14 protein-coding genes and 1 pseudogene are annotated in these 17,296 nt (G+C 47.4%); 5 read left to right on the top strand and 10 right to left on the bottom strand.

From position 1 onward, the window contains the following. Positions 1-1,578 carry a phosphoglycerate dehydrogenase gene (gene serA, locus Q0413_RS04040; RefSeq protein ID WP_298987561.1) on the top strand — a complete coding sequence of 526 codons (1,578 nt, stop codon included), beginning with the start codon at positions 1-3 and terminating at the stop codon, positions 1,576-1,578. A 536-nt stretch (positions 1,579-2,114) separates the two neighbouring features. Here the strand turns inward: serA and Q0413_RS04035 are convergent. The 3 genes from Q0413_RS04035 to Q0413_RS04025 all read right to left on the bottom strand — a co-directional run bounded on the left by Q0413_RS04035 (position 2,115) and on the right by Q0413_RS04025 (position 6,534). Further along, positions 2,115-2,846, bottom strand: a complete 732-nt coding sequence (locus tag Q0413_RS04035) for a DUF3137 domain-containing protein (protein ID WP_298987558.1) — start codon at positions 2,844-2,846, stop codon at positions 2,115-2,117. 453 nt (positions 2,847-3,299) lie between these two features. Beyond that, entirely contained in the window at positions 3,300-5,603 is a 2,304-nt protein-coding gene (locus Q0413_RS04030; RefSeq protein ID WP_298987555.1) for a DUF1007 family protein, read from the bottom strand. A 4-nt stretch (positions 5,604-5,607) separates the two neighbouring features. Continuing rightward, positions 5,608-6,534, bottom strand: a complete 927-nt coding sequence (locus tag Q0413_RS04025) for a zinc ABC transporter substrate-binding protein (protein ID WP_295152446.1) — start codon at positions 6,532-6,534, stop codon at positions 5,608-5,610. Between the two features lie 113 nt (positions 6,535-6,647). On the opposite strand from Q0413_RS04025, the gene Q0413_RS04020 reads away from it, so the two are divergent. Together Q0413_RS04020 and Q0413_RS04015 are read left to right on the top strand one after the other, a co-directional pair. Further along, positions 6,648-7,001 (top strand): HTH domain-containing protein, encoded by a 354-nt coding sequence (locus Q0413_RS04020; protein ID WP_297994568.1) that lies wholly within the window; start codon positions 6,648-6,650, stop codon positions 6,999-7,001. Between the two features lie 135 nt (positions 7,002-7,136). Next, positions 7,137-7,577 (top strand): hypothetical protein, encoded by a 441-nt coding sequence (locus Q0413_RS04015; protein ID WP_291939615.1) that lies wholly within the window; start codon positions 7,137-7,139, stop codon positions 7,575-7,577. Positions 7,578-8,442: 865 nt separating this feature from the next. Here Q0413_RS04015 and Q0413_RS04010 read toward each other — a convergent pair. The 4 genes from Q0413_RS04010 to rpmB form a co-directional block, all read right to left on the bottom strand. Further along, complete coding sequence (locus tag Q0413_RS04010; protein ID WP_177387402.1) at positions 8,443-8,673, bottom strand: YdcH family protein; 231 nt, start codon at positions 8,671-8,673, stop codon at positions 8,443-8,445. Positions 8,674-8,919: 246 nt separating this feature from the next. Next, positions 8,920-10,113, bottom strand: a complete 1,194-nt coding sequence (gene argJ, locus Q0413_RS04005) for a bifunctional glutamate N-acetyltransferase/amino-acid acetyltransferase ArgJ (protein ID WP_298987553.1) — start codon at positions 10,111-10,113, stop codon at positions 8,920-8,922. Next, entirely contained in the window at positions 10,106-11,236 is a 1,131-nt protein-coding gene (locus Q0413_RS04000) for a potassium channel protein (RefSeq protein ID WP_177387602.1), read from the bottom strand. Before Q0413_RS04000 ends, argJ begins: the two co-directional genes overlap by 8 nt. An 18-nt stretch (positions 11,237-11,254) precedes the next feature. Then, positions 11,255-11,446: a 50S ribosomal protein L28 gene (gene rpmB / locus Q0413_RS03995; RefSeq protein ID WP_291939605.1), complete on the bottom strand. Its 192-nt coding sequence runs from the start codon at positions 11,444-11,446 to the stop codon at positions 11,255-11,257. A 145-nt stretch (positions 11,447-11,591) separates the two neighbouring features. Between rpmB and rpe the strand changes: the two genes are divergently transcribed. Together rpe and Q0413_RS03985 are read left to right on the top strand one after the other, a co-directional pair. Continuing rightward, positions 11,592-12,233 carry a ribulose-phosphate 3-epimerase gene (gene rpe / locus Q0413_RS03990; RefSeq protein WP_298987549.1) on the top strand — a complete coding sequence of 214 codons (642 nt, stop codon included), beginning with the start codon at positions 11,592-11,594 and terminating at the stop codon, positions 12,231-12,233. 24 nt (positions 12,234-12,257) lie between these two features. Next, a complete protein-coding gene (locus Q0413_RS03985) occupies positions 12,258-13,061 on the top strand; it encodes a 3'-5' exonuclease (RefSeq protein ID WP_298987545.1) in 804 nt (267 codons plus the stop codon). Positions 13,062-14,697: 1,636 nt separating this feature from the next. On the opposite strand, the gene Q0413_RS03980 is transcribed toward Q0413_RS03985, so the two are convergent. From Q0413_RS03980 to Q0413_RS03970, 3 genes and pseudogenes are all read right to left on the bottom strand, one after another. After that, positions 14,698-14,886 carry a hypothetical protein gene (locus Q0413_RS03980; RefSeq protein WP_298987542.1) on the bottom strand — a complete coding sequence of 63 codons (189 nt, stop codon included), beginning with the start codon at positions 14,884-14,886 and terminating at the stop codon, positions 14,698-14,700. A gap of 54 nt (positions 14,887-14,940) precedes the next feature. Then, entirely contained in the window at positions 14,941-16,077 is a 1,137-nt protein-coding gene (locus Q0413_RS03975) for a glycerate kinase (protein ID WP_298987539.1), read from the bottom strand. A gap of 334 nt (positions 16,078-16,411) precedes the next feature. After that, positions 16,412-17,296: pseudogene (locus Q0413_RS03970) on the bottom strand (GntP family permease); the annotation flags it as partial.

Raw genomic sequence — 17,296 nt, 5'->3', positions numbered from 1 at the left:
ATGAAAACTATCATAGTTTGCGACGCAATCCACAAAATCGGTTTTGATCTGCTTAAGCAGGAATCGGACGTTAAAGTAATCGACGCTACGAACGTGCCCAAGAGCGAGCTATATGGAATTTTAGGCGATGCGGACGTTGCGATTACCAGAAGCTCTACGGCGGTGGATGAGAAATTTCTAAACGCAGGCACCAAGCTAAAAGCGATCGTGCGCGCGGGCGTGGGCGTAGACAACTGCGACATCGACGGCTGCTCCAAGCGCGGCATTATTTTGATGAACGTACCTACCGCAAATACCATTGCCGCGGTTGAAATGACCATGTGCCACCTACTAAATGCGGCGCGCAAATATGTAAATTCCTGCAACGATCTGAAAATTAATAGAATTTGGAAGCGCGAGAAGTGGTACGGCGCCGAGCTTTATAAAAAGAGTCTCGGCATCATCGGCTTTGGAAACATCGGCTCGCGCGTGGGGGTGCGCGCGCTTGCGTTTGGGATGAACGTCATCGCCTATGATCCGTATATCGAGCCTGAGAAGGCCACGAAGCTCGGAGTAAAATATACGAAGAATTTCGATGAAATTTTATCTTGCGACTTCATCACGATCCATACGCCGAAAAATCAAGAGACGATAAATATGGTAGGCGAGCCGCAAATAGCGAAGATGAAAGACGGCGTGCGTCTAATAAACTGCGCTAGAGGCGGGCTGTATAATGAAAAAGCGCTCGCAAACAATCTACGCAGCGGCAAGATCGCGTATCTCGGCATCGACGTTTTCGACAAAGAGCCTGCGACCGATCACGAGCTTTTGGATATCGAAAATTTAAGCGCGACTCCGCATCTTGGAGCAAATACGCTCGAATCGCAAAGCAATATCGCCCGAGAAGCCGCAGAGCAGGCGATCAGCGCCGCGCGCGGCTTAAACTATCCAAACGCTTTAAATTTGCCGCTTAAGCTCGAGGATTTGCCGCGCGGTATCGAGCCGTATATAAATTTAGTCTCCAAAATGGCTTATCTTGCGGCGCAGATCAACAAAGGCCCGATCAAATCGATTCGCATCGAGGGCAGCGGCGAGGTGGTGCAGTATCTAAAATCGATGCTCGTTTTTGCCATCGTAGGCGCGCTGCACGATTCTTTGGGCGATTCGCTAAATTACGTCAATGCTAAATTTCTTGCCGACGAAAAGGGGATCGAGACGAGCTTCGGCGAGCTTGCAAACAGCGTCTATAAAAGCGAGATCGCAGTAAAAATTATGACCGATGAGGCGATCTCAAATGTCGCGGGTACCGTCTTTGACGGAAGCGAGGAGCGCATCGTAAATATCGGCGGATTTAAGACCGATTTTAAGCCGAAAGGCAAGATGATAATCTTCAAAAATACCGACGTGCCGGGCGTTATCAAATCCGTAAGCACGATCCTAGCCGACGAAAACATCAATATCGCGGATTTTCGCTTAGGCAGAGGCGAGGAGGGGGATGCTTTGGCGGTCATTTTGGTCGATTCCGAAGTGCAAAAAAGCACGCTTGATAAGCTGGCGGCGCTTCAAACCTGCCTAATGGTGCGCTACGCGGCGCTTTAATCCCTTTCCGCTTAGGAGGCGGAATTTTAAATTTCGCCTCATCCAATTTCTTTAATAATTTAAATTTACTTCCTGTGTGCAGAGCCGCGCTTGAGGTACGTTGCAGCTGCATCCGGGCAGATACCTTTTAGCGTGCGACTTTTGCAAACGCCGCGAGCGCTTTAAATTTAACTCTCGCCGCGGGCTTGCTTTTAAATTTTAAATTTCGTCCTTGCAGAGCCGCTTTAAATTTCATAATCGCGAGCGTCGCCGATTAAATTCTGCCGCTATACGAGTTCGGTATCCAAAGCTAAGCGTCGCAATACAAAACGCGGTCAAATTTTATAAATTTTTAGACACGGCAAGGCGCTTTTGTTTCAAATTTATGCGCGACAGGCACTTCATCTCTCTAATCGTATCGCTCGTTTAATTTCAGACAGCCGCCGAGAGATCGCATTGTTGATTAAATTTTACGTTTTTGCCGAAACTACGCTTCGGTAAAAATTCCGCCCGACCTAAATTTAGCCAATACAAAATTTCAGCCGTAATGCGCCCTGCTAATTTGTGAGTTTAAGCGTTTCGATTAGGCTTAAAATTTTGCGGATCCGCGTTTGGTATTCGCACGCGAGCTCTATGCTAGCGGGTCTATCAAAAAGAGTAGTTTCGAAAAGATCGGGCGCACCGTTTAAAAATAGATATAAGCGCTCATCCATAAATACCGCGCTCAAGCTGAACTCGCCGTTCGTTTCGCGATTTATTTCGCGCAGACGCTCCATAAACGCGGGCGTTAGCAAATAGCGCGCTTCTACTTTGTCATCCGCAAACACGCGAAAATCGCGCATAAAATCCACATCGTCCATCATCTCTTTTTCGCCGAAGATCTTGGCGTTTAGCTCCCTGCTTACCACTATCGTTTTGCCCGAGGTTTTTTTCGCGAGCTCGCAGATCAGCACGTTGCCGTCAAAGTCCATATAGTTATCGTAGAATATTTTGATCAACATAATCGCCGCTATGAGCGGATTATCCGTTTTCATGTAAAACCTACCATTACTATGTACCTCGCTGAGGCTAAATTTAATCCCGCAGTACACGCCCGTAATCCGATCCTCGCTTTTGATCCTAGATTTCCTATAAATTCTAAATTTTTGAAATTCCTCTTCTTGCATGCCGGTATATGGATCGTATTTTAAACCGGCATCTATATCGTTTATTACGGCGCGGACGAATATCTCTTTATAAAATTTGTAGTAGCGAATTTCCGCTTCGCTTTCTTGACTGGCGCAATGCATAAGAAATATCCAAAAGATATGAAAAAGGATCAAGACGCTCGAAAATTCGGCAATTTCTATTAGAGGAGTGTCTGCTTTAACGCAGTTTAGAAACACTAATACGAACAGGACCGCAAAAAAGGCGGCTATACTGAGGTAGTAATATCTATTAAAAACTCTAGCGCACGCTTTTTGCTCGATTAAAGTTTGCGAAATAGCATCTTGCAAAGAAGGCGACATATCTGTCCTTGAGAAAAATTTCGCCCGTATTGTAGCAAAATTTAGCGGAATTCATAAAGAGCGAATTCCGCCGCATAATTAAATAGTCGAGATCGGAGCTTAATTTACGCAGCCAGTGCGGCGTAAAATTTTACTATTCTGAAATCAATTCGCATCGGATTTAAAATTTAACGTATCGCGTAAGCTTATATTTCACGCGAGCCGCCTTTGTAAATTTGCGTTCAAATTTTGCGATCACAGCACTCTGAGGGTGTCTGAGAGGAAATACATAAAAACCCCGAGCCCGAACATCACGAAAAGTCCCAAAAATTCGACATAAAGTTTCAGGCTTACGAGCCGTTTTGAGCTAAGCTCGTTTGCTTTCGCGCCGAAAAGCGCGGCTAAAAATATCACGACGCTCATCCCAAAACCGATGAAAAGCGCACTTGCGACGCTAAGCGCGAAGCTTCCGAGGCTGAAGGCAAGTACAAAAATCAGGATCGTGCCTGGGCAGGGCACGAGCGCCGCCGCAAGCGCGATAAGCCACTCTCGCCCTTTCTCGCCGCCTGAAGTTGCGCCATTTTGCAGCGAGCGAGATGAGGTTTGGTTTTTGAAATTTGCAGAATTTAAAGCCTGTTTTTGCTTGTTTTGGCTAGACGAGTTTTCTTCTAGGCTTGCGTTTAAATTTAAATTTGAATTTAGCTCTGCCGTTGTGGCACCCGAATTTTTGGTATCTAAATACTGCGCGGATTCGCCGCTTTTAATTTTAAATTTAGAAAATTTATAGCTCTTCGACGCTGCGTGAGCGGAATTCTCGGCGTTTGCAAATGCCGTATCTTTTAAGCGGGAGTCCGTATCTGCGGTCTTTGCGATGGAAGCGCAAGCGGCGCAGGAGCAGCTCGCATCGTGGCTGACGCCCGCTCTTACGCGGCGAGCTTTGTCGTAGATGATGAGCGCGGTTATGACGATGATCAGAAGCGCCGAAATTTTCGTGGTGATCGAGGCGGAGTTTGCAGAGACGAGCCCTGCGACGTTTTGCAACACAAACATGCTCGCGCTTACTAAAACGAGCGCTCCCAGGACGTGCAGAAGCCCGATTTTAAGGGCAAATCCGAAGGCTTTGACGTAGCTGCCGCCATGGGCTAGGAAATAGCTCGCCGTTAGCAGCTTCGCGTGTCCAGGGCCTGCCGCGTGGAAAAAGCCGTATATGAAAGAAAGTGCTAGAACCCATAAGATCGTGCTTGCGCTTGCATGCTCGCTGCTTGCGCGAAACGCCGTTTTGAGGCTTTTCATAAAATCCATCGTCTTTTGCGCGACAAATCCCAGCGTAGCCTCTTTTTGTGGCTCGCTTGAAATATTGTCGCTACCGGACGCAGCGCCGTTTTTGCTCGCGCTATTTTGCGCTAAATTTAAAGAACTCTCATCGGGCGGAGTCGCAAAATTTTGCGTAGAATGCGCGGAATTTAAAGAATTATCTCGTCTCGCCGCCAAATTTTGCCCCGTACCTTTATCTACAGACGGCGCAGAATTTGCGGAATCGTTAAAATTTATCGCAGCGCTCCTGTCGCCGCCGTTTTGCGCTAAATTTGAATCATCGCCTAAAGAAGCCGCGGTATTTTCGCCGTTTTTTGCGGCGGCCTCTAAGTTTTCGCTGCCTAAGCGGTCGGAATTTGCGGGACCACCTTTTGCTTGCGCGTTCTTTTTGGCGGCTTTATTAATCTGCGCGATAGTATCCGAAGCGGCGATATTTTTTTGCGCCTCTGCTGCAGCTTCCGAAACGATGTCGCCGACGGATCTTTGGTTTGATCTGCGTGCTGAGCTGGCATTGGGTTTTCCTTGCCCGCCTTGCGCAAGTTTATCCTCTGAGCCCGCAAGGCTCTGCTGGCTAGATGCAAGACCATCCTGCGCTAAATCAGAGTTCGGCGCGCCTGAAATTGGCGGCTTTTTATCCGCGATCTTTGGCTTTTCGCCGCTAAATTCTATAAAAGTGGTGGCTAAATTTGAATTAGGCTTCGCTACAAAGCCCTCGCCCAGATTAATGGGCTTGTCGTCAAGCATTTTGAAATTGAAAAATCCCTGATCGTCGTTAATGGAAATTTTAAGAACGCGGTTATTGCGCAGCTCGAAGCCGACCTTTTGATCGAACTCAAACACGAGTCTGCCCTTTTTGACGAGGCTTATTGCGTTTTTAAAATTTCCCTTGATCTGCGTGCCTACGAGGTTGCTAAGCACGGGCTTTGTATTTTTTGGCGCTTGATCGTAGAATTCCGCCTCGCAAAGATAGTTTTTGGGGGTTAGATAATCGGTCATCGCCTTAGTTATCTCGGCAAGCTCGCTATTTTCAAGCTTGCCGTTGGAATTTATATCGTAGGTCTGCATTATGACGTCGGTAAAATTTTGAGAGAAAAGCCACGAAAAATGCAGGCTCACGATCTTGCCGTCTTGTGCGACGGGGGTAATGCTAACGTGCGCAGTGGGCGTGTATAGGGCGCACAGAGCGCACGCAAATATCCGCGAGCTAAAGATCGCGGATAAAAGTAAAATTTTAATAAATTTCATTAAACTACAAATTTTCTCCGAAAACGTCGATCGTCTTTTTCATCGTCTCGTACCAATCTAGCGGCAGCTGATCGATCTCCATCACCTTTGCGCCTGTTTGTGCGGCGATGGTTTGCGCTGCCTTTTTGGAAAACTGCGGTGCGACGAAAATCACCTTGATCTTTTCCTCTTTGGCTTCCTCGATTAGCTCGGCTAAATCCGCAGGCTTAGGCTCTTTGCCCTCCACTTCGACTGCGATCTGCTCTAAATCGTATCGATGCGCGAAATAGCCCCAAGACGGATGATAAACCATAAATTTCTTTCCCTTGACGCCCGCTAATTTTTGCTTTGCGTAAGCGTCCAGCTCGTCCAGCTTTTTAGCAAATTTATCGAAATTTGCTTCATAAATTTTAGCATCCTTAGGATACTGTTTGGTTAACGCGTCTTTAATATTTTTAGCTTGAATTTTTACAAGCTGCGGATCGAGCCAGATATGTGGGTCTAAACCGCCGTGATGATGATGGTGCTCGTGCGCCTCGTGGTCTTTGTCACCATGCTCATGATGCGCGTCATGATCGTGATCATCGTGATGTGCGCTATGATCATGTTCGTCGTGATGGTGATGCTCTGCCATAGCCATTTTAGTGATGCCATCTTCGGTGCGGATTATCTTCATCTTTGGATACGATGCAGCAAGCTTTGGTAGCCAGACTTCATCAAATTCTATACCGACTGCAAAATACAGATCGCTATTTTCTAGCATTTTCATCTCCGAAGGCTTAGGCTCGTATGTGTGCGGATCAGCGCCTTTGCCGACCATCGTATTTACCTGCAGAGTATCGCCTGCGATCTGTTCAACAAAATACTTCGTAGGAAGTATGGTCGTGGTGACCGTAGGTTTGGCGAATGCTACGCAACTAGCTGCTAAAAGCGTGAAAATAAGCTTTTTCATAAAATTCCTTTCCAAAAAAATTGCGGAAGTATATCAAAAGCAACTTAGTTGCAACTTAATATAAATTTATCTAAATTTCGCTATCATCGCTTAAATTTTAAAAAAGGCGTAAAATGGATCCCAAAGATTTTTTAGCGAGTCACGATATCGCTCCTACGGCGCTTAGAGTGCAGATCGTGCAGATCCTAAGCGAGAAAAAATGCCCAGTAAGCTATGATGAACTAGTAGAACTAACAGGTGCTAATAAAACCACGATATATCGCAATATAGCGCTTTTGGAAGAGAAAAATTTGATAATTACCAGCGAAAATAATCATAAAAGCTTTTATGAGCTCACCGACGGCGCCAAAGCGTATTTTATCTGCGAAAGCTGCCATAAAATGGAGGAGATTTCGATGCCCGCTCTGCCACAAAAAAATGTCAAAAGCGTGCTTGTGCGCGGTCTGTGCGAGAAGTGCGGCGGCTGAGGCGGGAAATTTAATCAAAAGCGCTCGAAGAAATTTGGCTAAAACACTAGGGCAAAATTTAACCGATTTTTAACGGATTTTTATAAAACAAACGATATAATCCGAGCGTTTCATATTTTAAAAGGGAAAAATTCAGTGAATAAAAACGATACGATAAAAGCAATAGAGAAGTTTGTAAGTTCTCAAGAAATGACGATGTTTCGCCTGAAAAAGGGTATCTACGGCGATGCGATGAAAAACCTGGATCAGGTTTTTACGCCGTATAAGGAGTTTGCCGAGTTTTTCAAAAATCCCGCAAATAGACTGCAGGAGCTGTTAGGCAACATCGCGTACGAATCGATTTTAAACTACACTGAAGCAGGGCTATCGCACTGCGAGAAGATCCACTCGATCTATTTTGTGGAATCCAAAGGACTTTTCAAAAGTGGTCTAAAGTATATCGAGCCTGATGCGACCGCGAGAGAAAGAGCCAAGAGCTATTACGACAAATTGCTGGAAAATAATGAGAAGCTTAACGAATATATCGATATCGGCTTGCAAAGGCTACATGGCTTAGAAGCGAAGGTTTTCGAGTAGGCTAGGCTAGCTTTGGGATTTGATTTGCGCGGCGAAATTCTATCGCAAATCCTTAGCGCTTAAAATTCTATGATTAAATTTCATACCTTTTGTAGATCGCAAACTTATACTATTTAATTCCGCGTTAGCGCCGCTTTTAATTGCGCATATAGCAAATAGGGTGGCTTGAGCAATTCCGTGCCGGCAGGCATTATCCGATACGATCAAAGAAATAATCTAAATTTTTAAAGCTCAACGAAGCGGGTTAAAATAAGCAAGCTTGGCTAAATTCTTTGAAGAGATTAAAGCAGGCTCTAGCATAAACTAGCGCTTGGTCGGAGTCTGCGAATTTGAAATTTCGCGGTTAGCGCGAACGGGAATTTAAAATTCTAGCGCTACTTTAGATTCCTTTGAAATGCGGAATTTTAAAGTAGGTATTACGCCTGAAACAAGCAAAGCGTAAGATTTGAAATTTACTAGAAAATGCTCGCTGCAAAGTAAAATTTAAAAGCCAGGCTGCAGGCGACGCAGCATAAATTTTAATTTACTCTGTAGCGCAAAACGCATTCAGCAAGAGATATTTTTGGAAGCGGAAAGGGCGATAGAGAGCCGTAACGAATTATATTTGATTGCGCTAATACCGCATTGTTGGTATATGCAGTGATGTAGCCGATGCGTAAAAATTATTTAGCGGTGTCAATATGGTGAAGCGTGCGGTATAAATTTTAACTTGTTTTGGCGCGCTGTTTTAATATCTCTATCATGCGAGGCAAATTTAAGCGGTTAAACTTATTGAGATTAGAAAATTCTAAACACGGATTAAAGCTTAGCGGCGAAATTAGCCTTGCTAGCACTCTGCTGCATCTTAATTTCGCCGCAAGCAACTTTATTTATCTGCCTTTTCGGCTTTATATTGCGCTAGCAGGGTGCCTAGCTCATCTTTTATGCGAAGCTTTTCTTTCTTCATCGCATCGATCTCCAGATCGCTCATATGCACTCTGCCGGCTTGTGCGTCGGCGATCTTGTGATCCAGCTCGTCGTGTTTCTCGAAAAGCGAATCAAATCGCGCGTTTTTGCCTTTTAACTCAGTGATTAAATCTCTGTATTCATGAAACATGCTTTACTCCTTTGAAAAATTTATTTAAGTATATCAATAAAGCGCTTAAAACCTAATTTCAGCTATCAAATTTAGACTGAATTTCACGCATGAGATTCCAAATTTTAAAAGGTAAAATTTTAGTATTTAAAAATTTAAAACAGGCAAATTTAAATGATAAAATTTTAGGGCAGAGCTTTAAAGCCCTGCCGCTATTCGCTATTTTCGAGACGAGATTTTTATTATGAAAGAGTAATCTGTGAATCTTTATGATCTATAATCGGCGTTGATTTTTACGTAGTCGTAGCTAAGATCGCAGCCGTATGCACTAAACTCGCCATCCCCGAGCCCTAAATCGCACCAGATCGTAAAGCTTTTTTGCTGCATTACGGCGTGGGCCGTGGCCTCGCGAGCGGCGTCCAGTTCGCGATTTTGCGCATCATAAAGCAGCACGTCGTCGTATTTGATACGCAGCTTTTCTTCGTCGCATTCGATACCGCAGGCGCCTATGGTCGAGGCTATACGACCCCAATTCGGATCTTCGCCAAAGATCGCCGTTTTAACAAGCGGCGAATTGCTTAGCGCCTTTGCCGCCCTGCGAGCGTCTTCGGCATTTGCGGCGCCGCTTACTTTAAATCGCACCAGCTTGGTTGCGCCTTCGCCGTCTTTTACAAGCATCCGCGCAAGCTCGTGCGTCAGGGCGTTTAGCGCGGAGGCGAAGGCATCCTTTTCGTAGGCGCATTTAGCGCTGCTGCAGAGCATAATCGTATCGTTGGTGGAGGTGTCGCCGTCAACGCTTACGGTGTTGAAACTCTGCTCCGCTGCTTTTTTTAGCAGCTCGTCCATATCCGCGCGCGGTATTTTTGCGTCGGTTAGGACGAAGCAGAGCATAGTTGCAAGCGCAGGATTGATCATACCCGCGCCCTTGCAAACGGCTGCGATGTGAAATTTCTCGCCGTTTTCTAAAGAAATTTCATACGCAAGCTCCTTTTTTATCGTATCTGTCGTCATGATGGCGGTGGCTAGGGCGTCTGAGTTTCGCGCCGAGAAGTTAAAATTTTGCGCGGCGGCGATAATTTTTTCCTTTTTGAGGCGGTATCCGATGACGCCGGTGGAGCTCATGACGGGGTTTATCAGAGGGATTTTTTTGCCAAGCTCGCTAAAAATTTCATCGATATCGGCGATTCCTTGCTCCCCGGTCATCGAGTTTGCGTTTTTAGAATTTACGAGGATAAAATTTGTTTTAAGCTCCCCGCCCGCGCGCTCCTGCGCTCTTTTGAAATGCCTAATCGGCGCAGCTTGAAATTTATTGCTCGTAAAGATCGCGCTTATGGCAAAGGGCTCGTCCGCACGGATAAATCCCAGATCGTTCCCCTGTTTTTTAAAGCCCGAATTTACGCCATCAAAATAAAAGCCCTCGACATTCTGCAAGCCACCCTCGAGCTTAGTGATTTTAAACATATCTCATCTCCTGTGGCTTGTATTTGCTGCGGATGAGTTTTTTAGTGTTGCGGATGCCCTCTGCCGTGCCGATGACTAAAAATTTCACCCCAGTACCGATGAGGTAGTCGCCATCCGGCATCGGAATGAAGCGGCTGTTGGGCTCTTTGATTCCCACGACGTCGGCGTTTGTAAAATCGCGCAAGCGAGTTTCTTTTAAGCGTTTGAAGCGGATCCACGAAAAATCGGGCACCGTGATCTCCTCGATATCGATGAGCGAGTCTTTTTTATACAAGAATCGCTCCAAAATGTTTTCCATATCGGGGCGCACGCTGATCGCAGAGAGCCTTTGTGCGGCGAGCTTAGAGGGTGAGACGATAGAATTTGCGCCGAGTTTTTTTAGCCTCTCGGTGTCGCTGTCATCATCGCTATTTGCCATGATGAAGTAGGGGGTGATGCGACCAAGCTCCTTTTCGTATAGGCGCACCAGCGAGATTATTGCGATATTATCGGCTAAATTTGGACTTAGCGTGATGACGGATTTTGCAGATGACAGATGCGCTTTTAGCATTGTGGTTTCTACATGCGGTTCGCCTACGATGAAATATGGATAGCGGTTTTCTTCAGCGATTTTGGCTAGAGCGGGATCGGGATCGATCACGACAAAAGGCAGATGATTTTCGCGAAATTGCTTGGCAAGCTCGGCGCAGTAGATGTTGTTGTAACAGATAATGTAGTGGTTTTTGAGCCTTGCGATGTTATTGATCATTCGTTGCTCCCTAAGTAAATTTTGAAGTTTGCCGTTTTTTATGACCTCGACGACGACGCCCAGGCAAAACGAAAAGGTTCCAAAGCCCATGAGGATGAATAAGACGGTAAAAATTCTACCCGCGGGCGATATGGGCGCTACTTCGGTAAAGCCTACCGTCGTGAAAGTCATGCCTGCTTGATAAAAGGCGTCTACTAGCGAAAAGCCCGCTATAAAGACATAGCCTAATGTGCCGATTAGCATCATCAGCACGATGGTTATAAGTGGTAAGCGAAAAGGGCGTAGCTGGTCGTAAATTTCTGTATAGAGGTTGATGTCCGGCTTAGTCGAGCCGGACCAGTCGAGGAATCGCTTGATCTTGTCCAAAACAGACATAAATTCCTCTTTAAGAGGTTATTTTGATTGTTTTTTCATAGTTCGTAGAGTTGAGGCGGCTACTTTGATTCGTCTGGTTGAGCCGTCTTGTAGCTGAACGCGGATGGTGCGTAGATTGACCTGGAATTTCTTTTTGGTTCTGTTATTTGCGTGGCTGACGTTATTGCCTACCATCGCACCTTTGCCGGTGATTGCGCATCTTCTTGCCATAATAAATCCTTGATGATTAAAATAAATGGCGATTATATCGAAAAAATTTCAAATTATGCTTAAAATCCGCCGCGGTTTAAATTTAGCGAAATTTATGACAAAACTAAGTAAAATTTCGCATCTTGAAATTTTATAAGGAATCTTAATGTATGTAGCACCTAGCATTTTATCGGCGGATTTCGGCAGGCTCGCGGAGGAAATTCGCGCAGTCTGCGAAGCGGGCGCCGATCTCATTCACGTAGATGTGATGGACGGACATTTTGTACCCAATCTCACGATCGGACCGCTCGTAGCAAGTGCGGCAGCAAAGGCGAGCAGCAAGCCTTTAGACATCCATCTGATGGTTAAAAACGTGCCGTTTTTCGTCGATCTTTTTTTGCCGCTAAAGCCGAAATTTCTTAGCTTCCACATCGAGGAGGAGACCCATCCGCTGCGCCTCATAGATCATATACGCCGCAGCGGCGTCTCGCCCGCAGTCGTGCTAAATCCGCACACTCCGCTTAGCGCGCTGGAGTTTATCTTGGGCGAAGTCGATATGGTGCTTTTGATGAGCGTCAATCCGGGCTTTGGCGGGCAGAAATTTATCCCCTCGGCGCTTGATAAAATTAAGCAGCTGCGCGAGCTGATCGATCGCAAAGGCGCAAAATGTCTCATCGAGGTCGACGGCGGCGTAAACGGGCTGAATATCGCAGATATCGACGAAGCGGGCGCCGACGTCGTGGTAGCGGGCAACTACATATTTTCTTCAAACGACTACGCGGAGGCGATCCGTGCGCTTAAAATTTAGGCGCGGCACAGGGGTAAAATTTTGATGCGTCAGATCGAAAATCTCATAAATTTACTGGCTCAAAAGAGCATAAATTATTACGATTTTATCTCAAAAGCAAGCGATATTGCCGAAATTACCGATCTTTTCGAGCCAAAAGACCTCTCGATGTGGCGCACGCTGGGCATAGAGATAATAAAGCTAGATAGCGGCAAAATCACGCTCAAAACCCGTGAGACGGATATTTCGGATGAAATTTTTTGCTTCGTAGATATCGAGACGAACGGCGGGCTCTCAAACGGCCAGATCATCGAAATCGGCGCGATAAAAACGCGCGGCACGCAGGAGCTTGACCGTTTCGAGAGCTTTGTTTACGCGCCCGTCGTGCCCGAAAATATCACGGAGCTTACCGGTATCCGCGCGGACGATCTAGTGGGCGCGCCGCCGCTAGCTAGCGTGCTGGAGCGGTTTAGACTGTTTTTAGGCGATAGCGTTTTTGTGGCGCACAACGTCAAATTTGACTACGGCTTCATCGACGCGAGCCTGCAAAAATGCGGCTTTGGAATGCTTTTAAATCGCAGGCTCTGCACCGTCGAGCTCGCGCGTCGCACGATCGAGGCGCAAAGATATGGGCTCGGCTCGCTAAAAGAGCTTTTAGGCGTGCAAAACGTCCACCACCGCGCATTTAGCGACGCCGTTTCCTGCTTTGAAATTTTCAAATTCGCGCTCTCGCGCCTGCCGTGGAGCGTGCAAAGCACCGAGGATCTGATACTTTTTAGCAAAACCGCAAAGAGCCTGGCGCTGCCTAGGCCGCAGATTTCGGAGCGCGGCGAGGGCGAAATTTTATAAATCGCGCGCCGGATTTAAAGATGAAATTTTAGTGAAATTTCGCGCCGCCGTTTGAGGGGTAAAATTTGCGCTTTTAAGCGGCGGCGCTTTAATCTGCGCGGATTGCGGTAGCGCAAATTCGATCCGCGCGATTTTGGGCGGCGCAAATCGGCGCGTATGGACCTAGATTTTGAAATTTTACCCTTGCCGTAGCGATTGAATGCGCATAAATCGCAGCGGCGCAAATTTAAAGCGCTACTGCGGCTAGATGTGATTGCGAGCGAACCGAAACGGCGCGAATTTAAGCAGGCGCAGTTTTAAATCGCATTGCGATCGCACCGGATTTAAGTGCAAATGCCCGCAGCGGCGCCCTTTACGTATGCCGGCTAGGCAGATCATGCGATTTTAATTTGCTCGGGCGGGTGCGGCAGCGAGCGCTCGTGGAGCCTTTTTGCTTTCGCGGTTTTGATTTTTGCGGCGATAAATTTTGCGCCCGTCCGCGGTTTTACAACCTTGCTTCGGGCGAATTTTATGAGCGCTTGCAGTCGCGTGGATGCGCCCGAAGCGTCGCGCGCTTTAAATTTTAAAATTTAGCCTAGACGCGCGAATTCGATGCTTTAAACTCTAAAATCAATAAATTTTGCCCGCGCCCGTGCGTCTTTTGCGTCCCAAAAGCGATAAATTTAGCGCGCCCGCACTGCCGCCGCAGATACGCTAGGCACGAGGGTTTTCTGCATTCGCCGCTTAGAATTTTGAGATTTGATTTTAGCTTGAACATGGTCGGTACGTGCCCGTGCCGCAAATTTTAAAATAGAGCTTTATAAAATTTTTTGGCGCTGACCGAAAATTAAATTTCATAAATTTTTATCGCAAATACAGCGCGATCGGAGTAAATTTAACGCAAGCCCGGCCCTGTCGTAGCGGCGCGCGGTAGTCGCATCTACACTAAATTTAGCGATAAGCAAATCCGCGATCCTAATAATACGAATTTGCGCAGACGCAGCCCGCCTCTCATCAAAGCGTCATCGGAAGGCTGAGAGGATTTGCGAGTGGGCGAAGTAATGCGCCGTCGTCGGCCGCCGTCATCTTTCCAAGAAGCGCGATTTTGCGATTGAGCGGCCTTTCTTACCCCAAAATGGACATATCGCGGGCTAAAATTCGAAATGGAATTTCATAGGGCGGATCGCTGCTTTTAAATTTACGTTACAAATTCCATAGCCTGCGAATACGGCGTTAAATTTTAAAATTCTGTCTGTTTTAGTCATGTCTTGAGGTATGTATTGCAAGGGTTCGCGAACCGCTTGATTGGAAAATGAGTTTTAGATCGCGCCTTGCGTATGTATCGTGCGCAGTAAAGTAAAATTTCACGCCGCCCATCGCTGTGCCGCCGCTCAACCGCCCCATTTTTGAAACACGCTAAAATTTCAACAAAGCTTCGCTTCGGTTTTGTTCTAATGCAAAATTTATCCACTTACCGCGGTCTGCGGCGGATGAAATTCTGCTGCCCGTCGTAAGCTGCGCGCGGTATTTGCTTGTCGTGCATGCGCGTCACGGCCCAGCGGGGGTTTTTCGTATCGGTTGTGCGGTTTGCTTACCGCGTATACGCGTCATGGACCAGCATCCGTCTGCCGCAGCCTGCCACCGCTCGTCCGCCTCGTTACGCATATTTTTGTGCTATAAACCGCACGAGCGCTACATCTGCGTCAAGATCACGCCGTGCCTTTAAAGCACGCAAATTTATCCTGCATAAAATTTTCGCTTCTTCGCCGTGCTCGCCGCCTGCCACACTTTGTCGTGCCTGTCTGTTGCGAGCCGCCGCCGCGCTGTATCCCTTGCCCGCGCTCACCACACTCTCTGCAAGCTTTAGCGCCCGCGCCTTAAAATTTCAGCCCAAAAAGCCCTATTTAGCGCCGCGTCCGAGCATAAACAATCTCACTGCTTGTTCGGCGACGCGGGCTAAATTTTGTGTCGCGGTCTCTTTTTCCATTGCGCGCTCAAGGCTCATAGGTTCGTTTAGGATGCAAAAAAATGCGCCTATGCCTCGCTCATTACAGCCGCCGGCACAGGGCGAGATGCCGCCTGCCAGCGCGATTACGGGCACACCGTAGGAAGCGGCGATCTTCGCGACGCCGCAAGGGGTTTTACCCATCGAGCTTTGAAAATCGAGCCTTCCTTCGCCTGTGATGACGAGCTCGGTGCCTTGCATATCGCGATCCAGTCCGATCTCTTCGGTGATGATGTCGATGCCTGGCTTAAGCGTCGCGTTTAGAAAGCTTACGAAGCCAAAGCCTAGCCCGCCGGCAGCTCCTGCTCCGGGGCTATTCCAAAGCTCGCGTCCGAGGTGCTTACTTACGACGCTTGCGAAATTGATAAGCCCTGCATCGAGCTGCTTTACCATCGCCGCATCCGCGCCCTTTTGCGGAGCGTAAATATATGCCGCGCCGTTTTCGCCAAAGAGCGGATTATCTACGTCGCAGGCGATAAGAAACTCGCACTCTTTAAGATGCGGCAGCACCGAAGTGCAATCTATCGTGGCGAGTTTAATCAGATCCTCGCCCGCTCCCGCAAGCTCTGTGCCATTTGCATCTTTAAATTTAAAGCCGAGCGCGCGCAGCATACCCATACCCGCGTCATTCGTAGCACTTCCGCCGATGCCGATGATAAACTTTCGCGCGCCGTGTGCGATCGCATGCGCTATCATCTCGCCAAAGCCATAAGTGCTCGTTTTTAGCGGGTTACGGCGCGATTTTTCGATGAGCGGCAGACCCGATGCGGACGCCATTTCTAAGATGCCTAGCTCGCCTTTTAAGGCGTAGCGCGCGGGCGTTTTTTCGCCTAACGGATTTGCTACGATGACGTCCATGAACTTAGCTTTTAGCGCGTCTGCAAGGGCTTCAACGCTTCCTTCGCCGCCATCTGCGATAGGTTTGACGAGCACCTCGCAGCCTAGCTTTTCGATGCCTGATTTTACGGCGTTGCCCGCCTCAAGCGAACTAAGCGAGCCCTTAAACGAGTCGATCGCGACTAAAACTTTCATATTTTTCCTTTAGCTGGTATCTTAAAATTTTGGAATTTTACAGCGCGTAGGCTAAATTTACGATGACAAGACTGAAGCAAGAGTATAATTTTAAAATCTCGTCGCCAAATTTATGGGGCAAATTTTAAAATTTCATGTCGTGGAATTTTAGAATTTCGCTCCTTGAGGCTTTGTGTGTAAATTTAAAACTATGTTAAGCGAAATTTTAATACTAAGGCATTTGTGCGACGCGGGCTAGCTACGTAAATTTAAAGAATTTTATGTAGCTAGCCGCTGGTAGATGCCCGTAGCGCTCCGCACTGATTTAGCGCGGAAGCGGCTAGAATAAGCTAACCTAGATCAAAAACAGCGACAAAACCCACACGCTGATCATGCCCGTAATACCCATAATTAGGGTTAGCATGGTTTGAGTGCGGTAGCCTTGCTGCGGGTTCATCTTGCTGAAATTCGTAACGACCCAGAAGTAGCTGTCGTTAGCGTGCGAAACGGTCATCGCGCCCGCTGCGATCGCCATTACCACAAGCGCGCCGGACATTTCGGAGGTGAAGCCCAGCACCTGCATCAGCGAGCCGTCCGCGTTAAATGCGCCCATAATCGAAGCGGTGGTGATGATCGCAACGGTGGAGCTTCCTTGCGCGCTTTTTAGGATAGCCGAGATTAAAAACGGAAAGAAAATCCCCGCAGCCTTAATCGCGGTCGCATTGTCCTTGATGTAGGTTACGAAGCCGGCGTCGGTGATGACCTTGCCTAGCACTCCGCCCGCTGCGGTGATGAAGAGGATCGGGCCTACGATTTTTAAGGATTCGTTTGTGATCTCGCTAAATTCGCCTAATTTGCCGGTTTGTACGAGCAAAAATACCGCAAAAACTACGCCCAAGGCTAGCGCGATGATAGGATTTCCTAAAAATTGCGAAATTTCGCCCGCAAATCCGCCTACTTTTAGGATCTTGGCGACGGAGCCCAGCGCCATAAATAGGATCGGTATCAAAATAGGGGCTAAGCTTAAAAATCCGCCTGGCAATTTACCGTATTGTTTAAGCAGATCGTCGTAGCTTTTGGCGATGACTTCATTGGCTTCAGCTTCGCTTATATGCACGCTTTTGGCGACTTTTTTGGAAAAAAAGTATGTAGCGATCAGCACCGGCAAGGACACTACCGCGCCCATTGCGATTACGAGCAGCAGATTGCCGCCTAGACCTACGGCGCCTGCTGCGGCGAT

Origin of the sequence: uncultured Campylobacter sp., from assembly GCF_938045465.1 — a bacterium.
Classification (GTDB): domain Bacteria; phylum Campylobacterota; class Campylobacteria; order Campylobacterales; family Campylobacteraceae; genus Campylobacter_B.
Note: the sequence above shows the minus strand (reverse complement) of the source record. Positions and strands in the feature narration are given on the sequence as shown.

Excerpts from the sequence above, each read along its gene's own strand:
- serA (WP_298987561.1), top strand. The coding sequence starts at position 1 with ATGAAAACTATCATAGTTTGCGACGCAATCCACAAAATCGGTTTTGAT.
- Q0413_RS04035 (WP_298987558.1), bottom strand. The coding sequence starts at position 2,846 with ATGCATTGCGCCAGTCAAGAAAGCGAAGCGGAAATTCGCTACTACAAA.
- Q0413_RS04030 (WP_298987555.1), bottom strand. The coding sequence starts at position 5,603 with ATGAAATTTATTAAAATTTTACTTTTATCCGCGATCTTTAGCTCGCGG.
- Q0413_RS04025 (WP_295152446.1), bottom strand. The coding sequence starts at position 6,534 with ATGAAAAAGCTTATTTTCACGCTTTTAGCAGCTAGTTGCGTAGCATTC.
- Q0413_RS04020 (WP_297994568.1), top strand. The coding sequence starts at position 6,648 with ATGGATCCCAAAGATTTTTTAGCGAGTCACGATATCGCTCCTACGGCG.
- Q0413_RS04010 (WP_177387402.1), bottom strand. The coding sequence starts at position 8,673 with ATGTTTCATGAATACAGAGATTTAATCACTGAGTTAAAAGGCAAAAAC.
- argJ (WP_298987553.1), bottom strand. The coding sequence starts at position 10,113 with ATGTTTAAAATCACTAAGCTCGAGGGTGGCTTGCAGAATGTCGAGGGC.
- Q0413_RS04000 (WP_177387602.1), bottom strand. The coding sequence starts at position 11,236 with ATGTCTGTTTTGGACAAGATCAAGCGATTCCTCGACTGGTCCGGCTCG.
- rpmB (WP_291939605.1), bottom strand. The coding sequence starts at position 11,446 with ATGGCAAGAAGATGCGCAATCACCGGCAAAGGTGCGATGGTAGGCAAT.
- rpe (WP_298987549.1), top strand. The coding sequence starts at position 11,592 with ATGTATGTAGCACCTAGCATTTTATCGGCGGATTTCGGCAGGCTCGCG.
- Q0413_RS03985 (WP_298987545.1), top strand. The coding sequence starts at position 12,258 with ATGCGTCAGATCGAAAATCTCATAAATTTACTGGCTCAAAAGAGCATA.
- Q0413_RS03975 (WP_298987539.1), bottom strand. The coding sequence starts at position 16,077 with ATGAAAGTTTTAGTCGCGATCGACTCGTTTAAGGGCTCGCTTAGTTCG.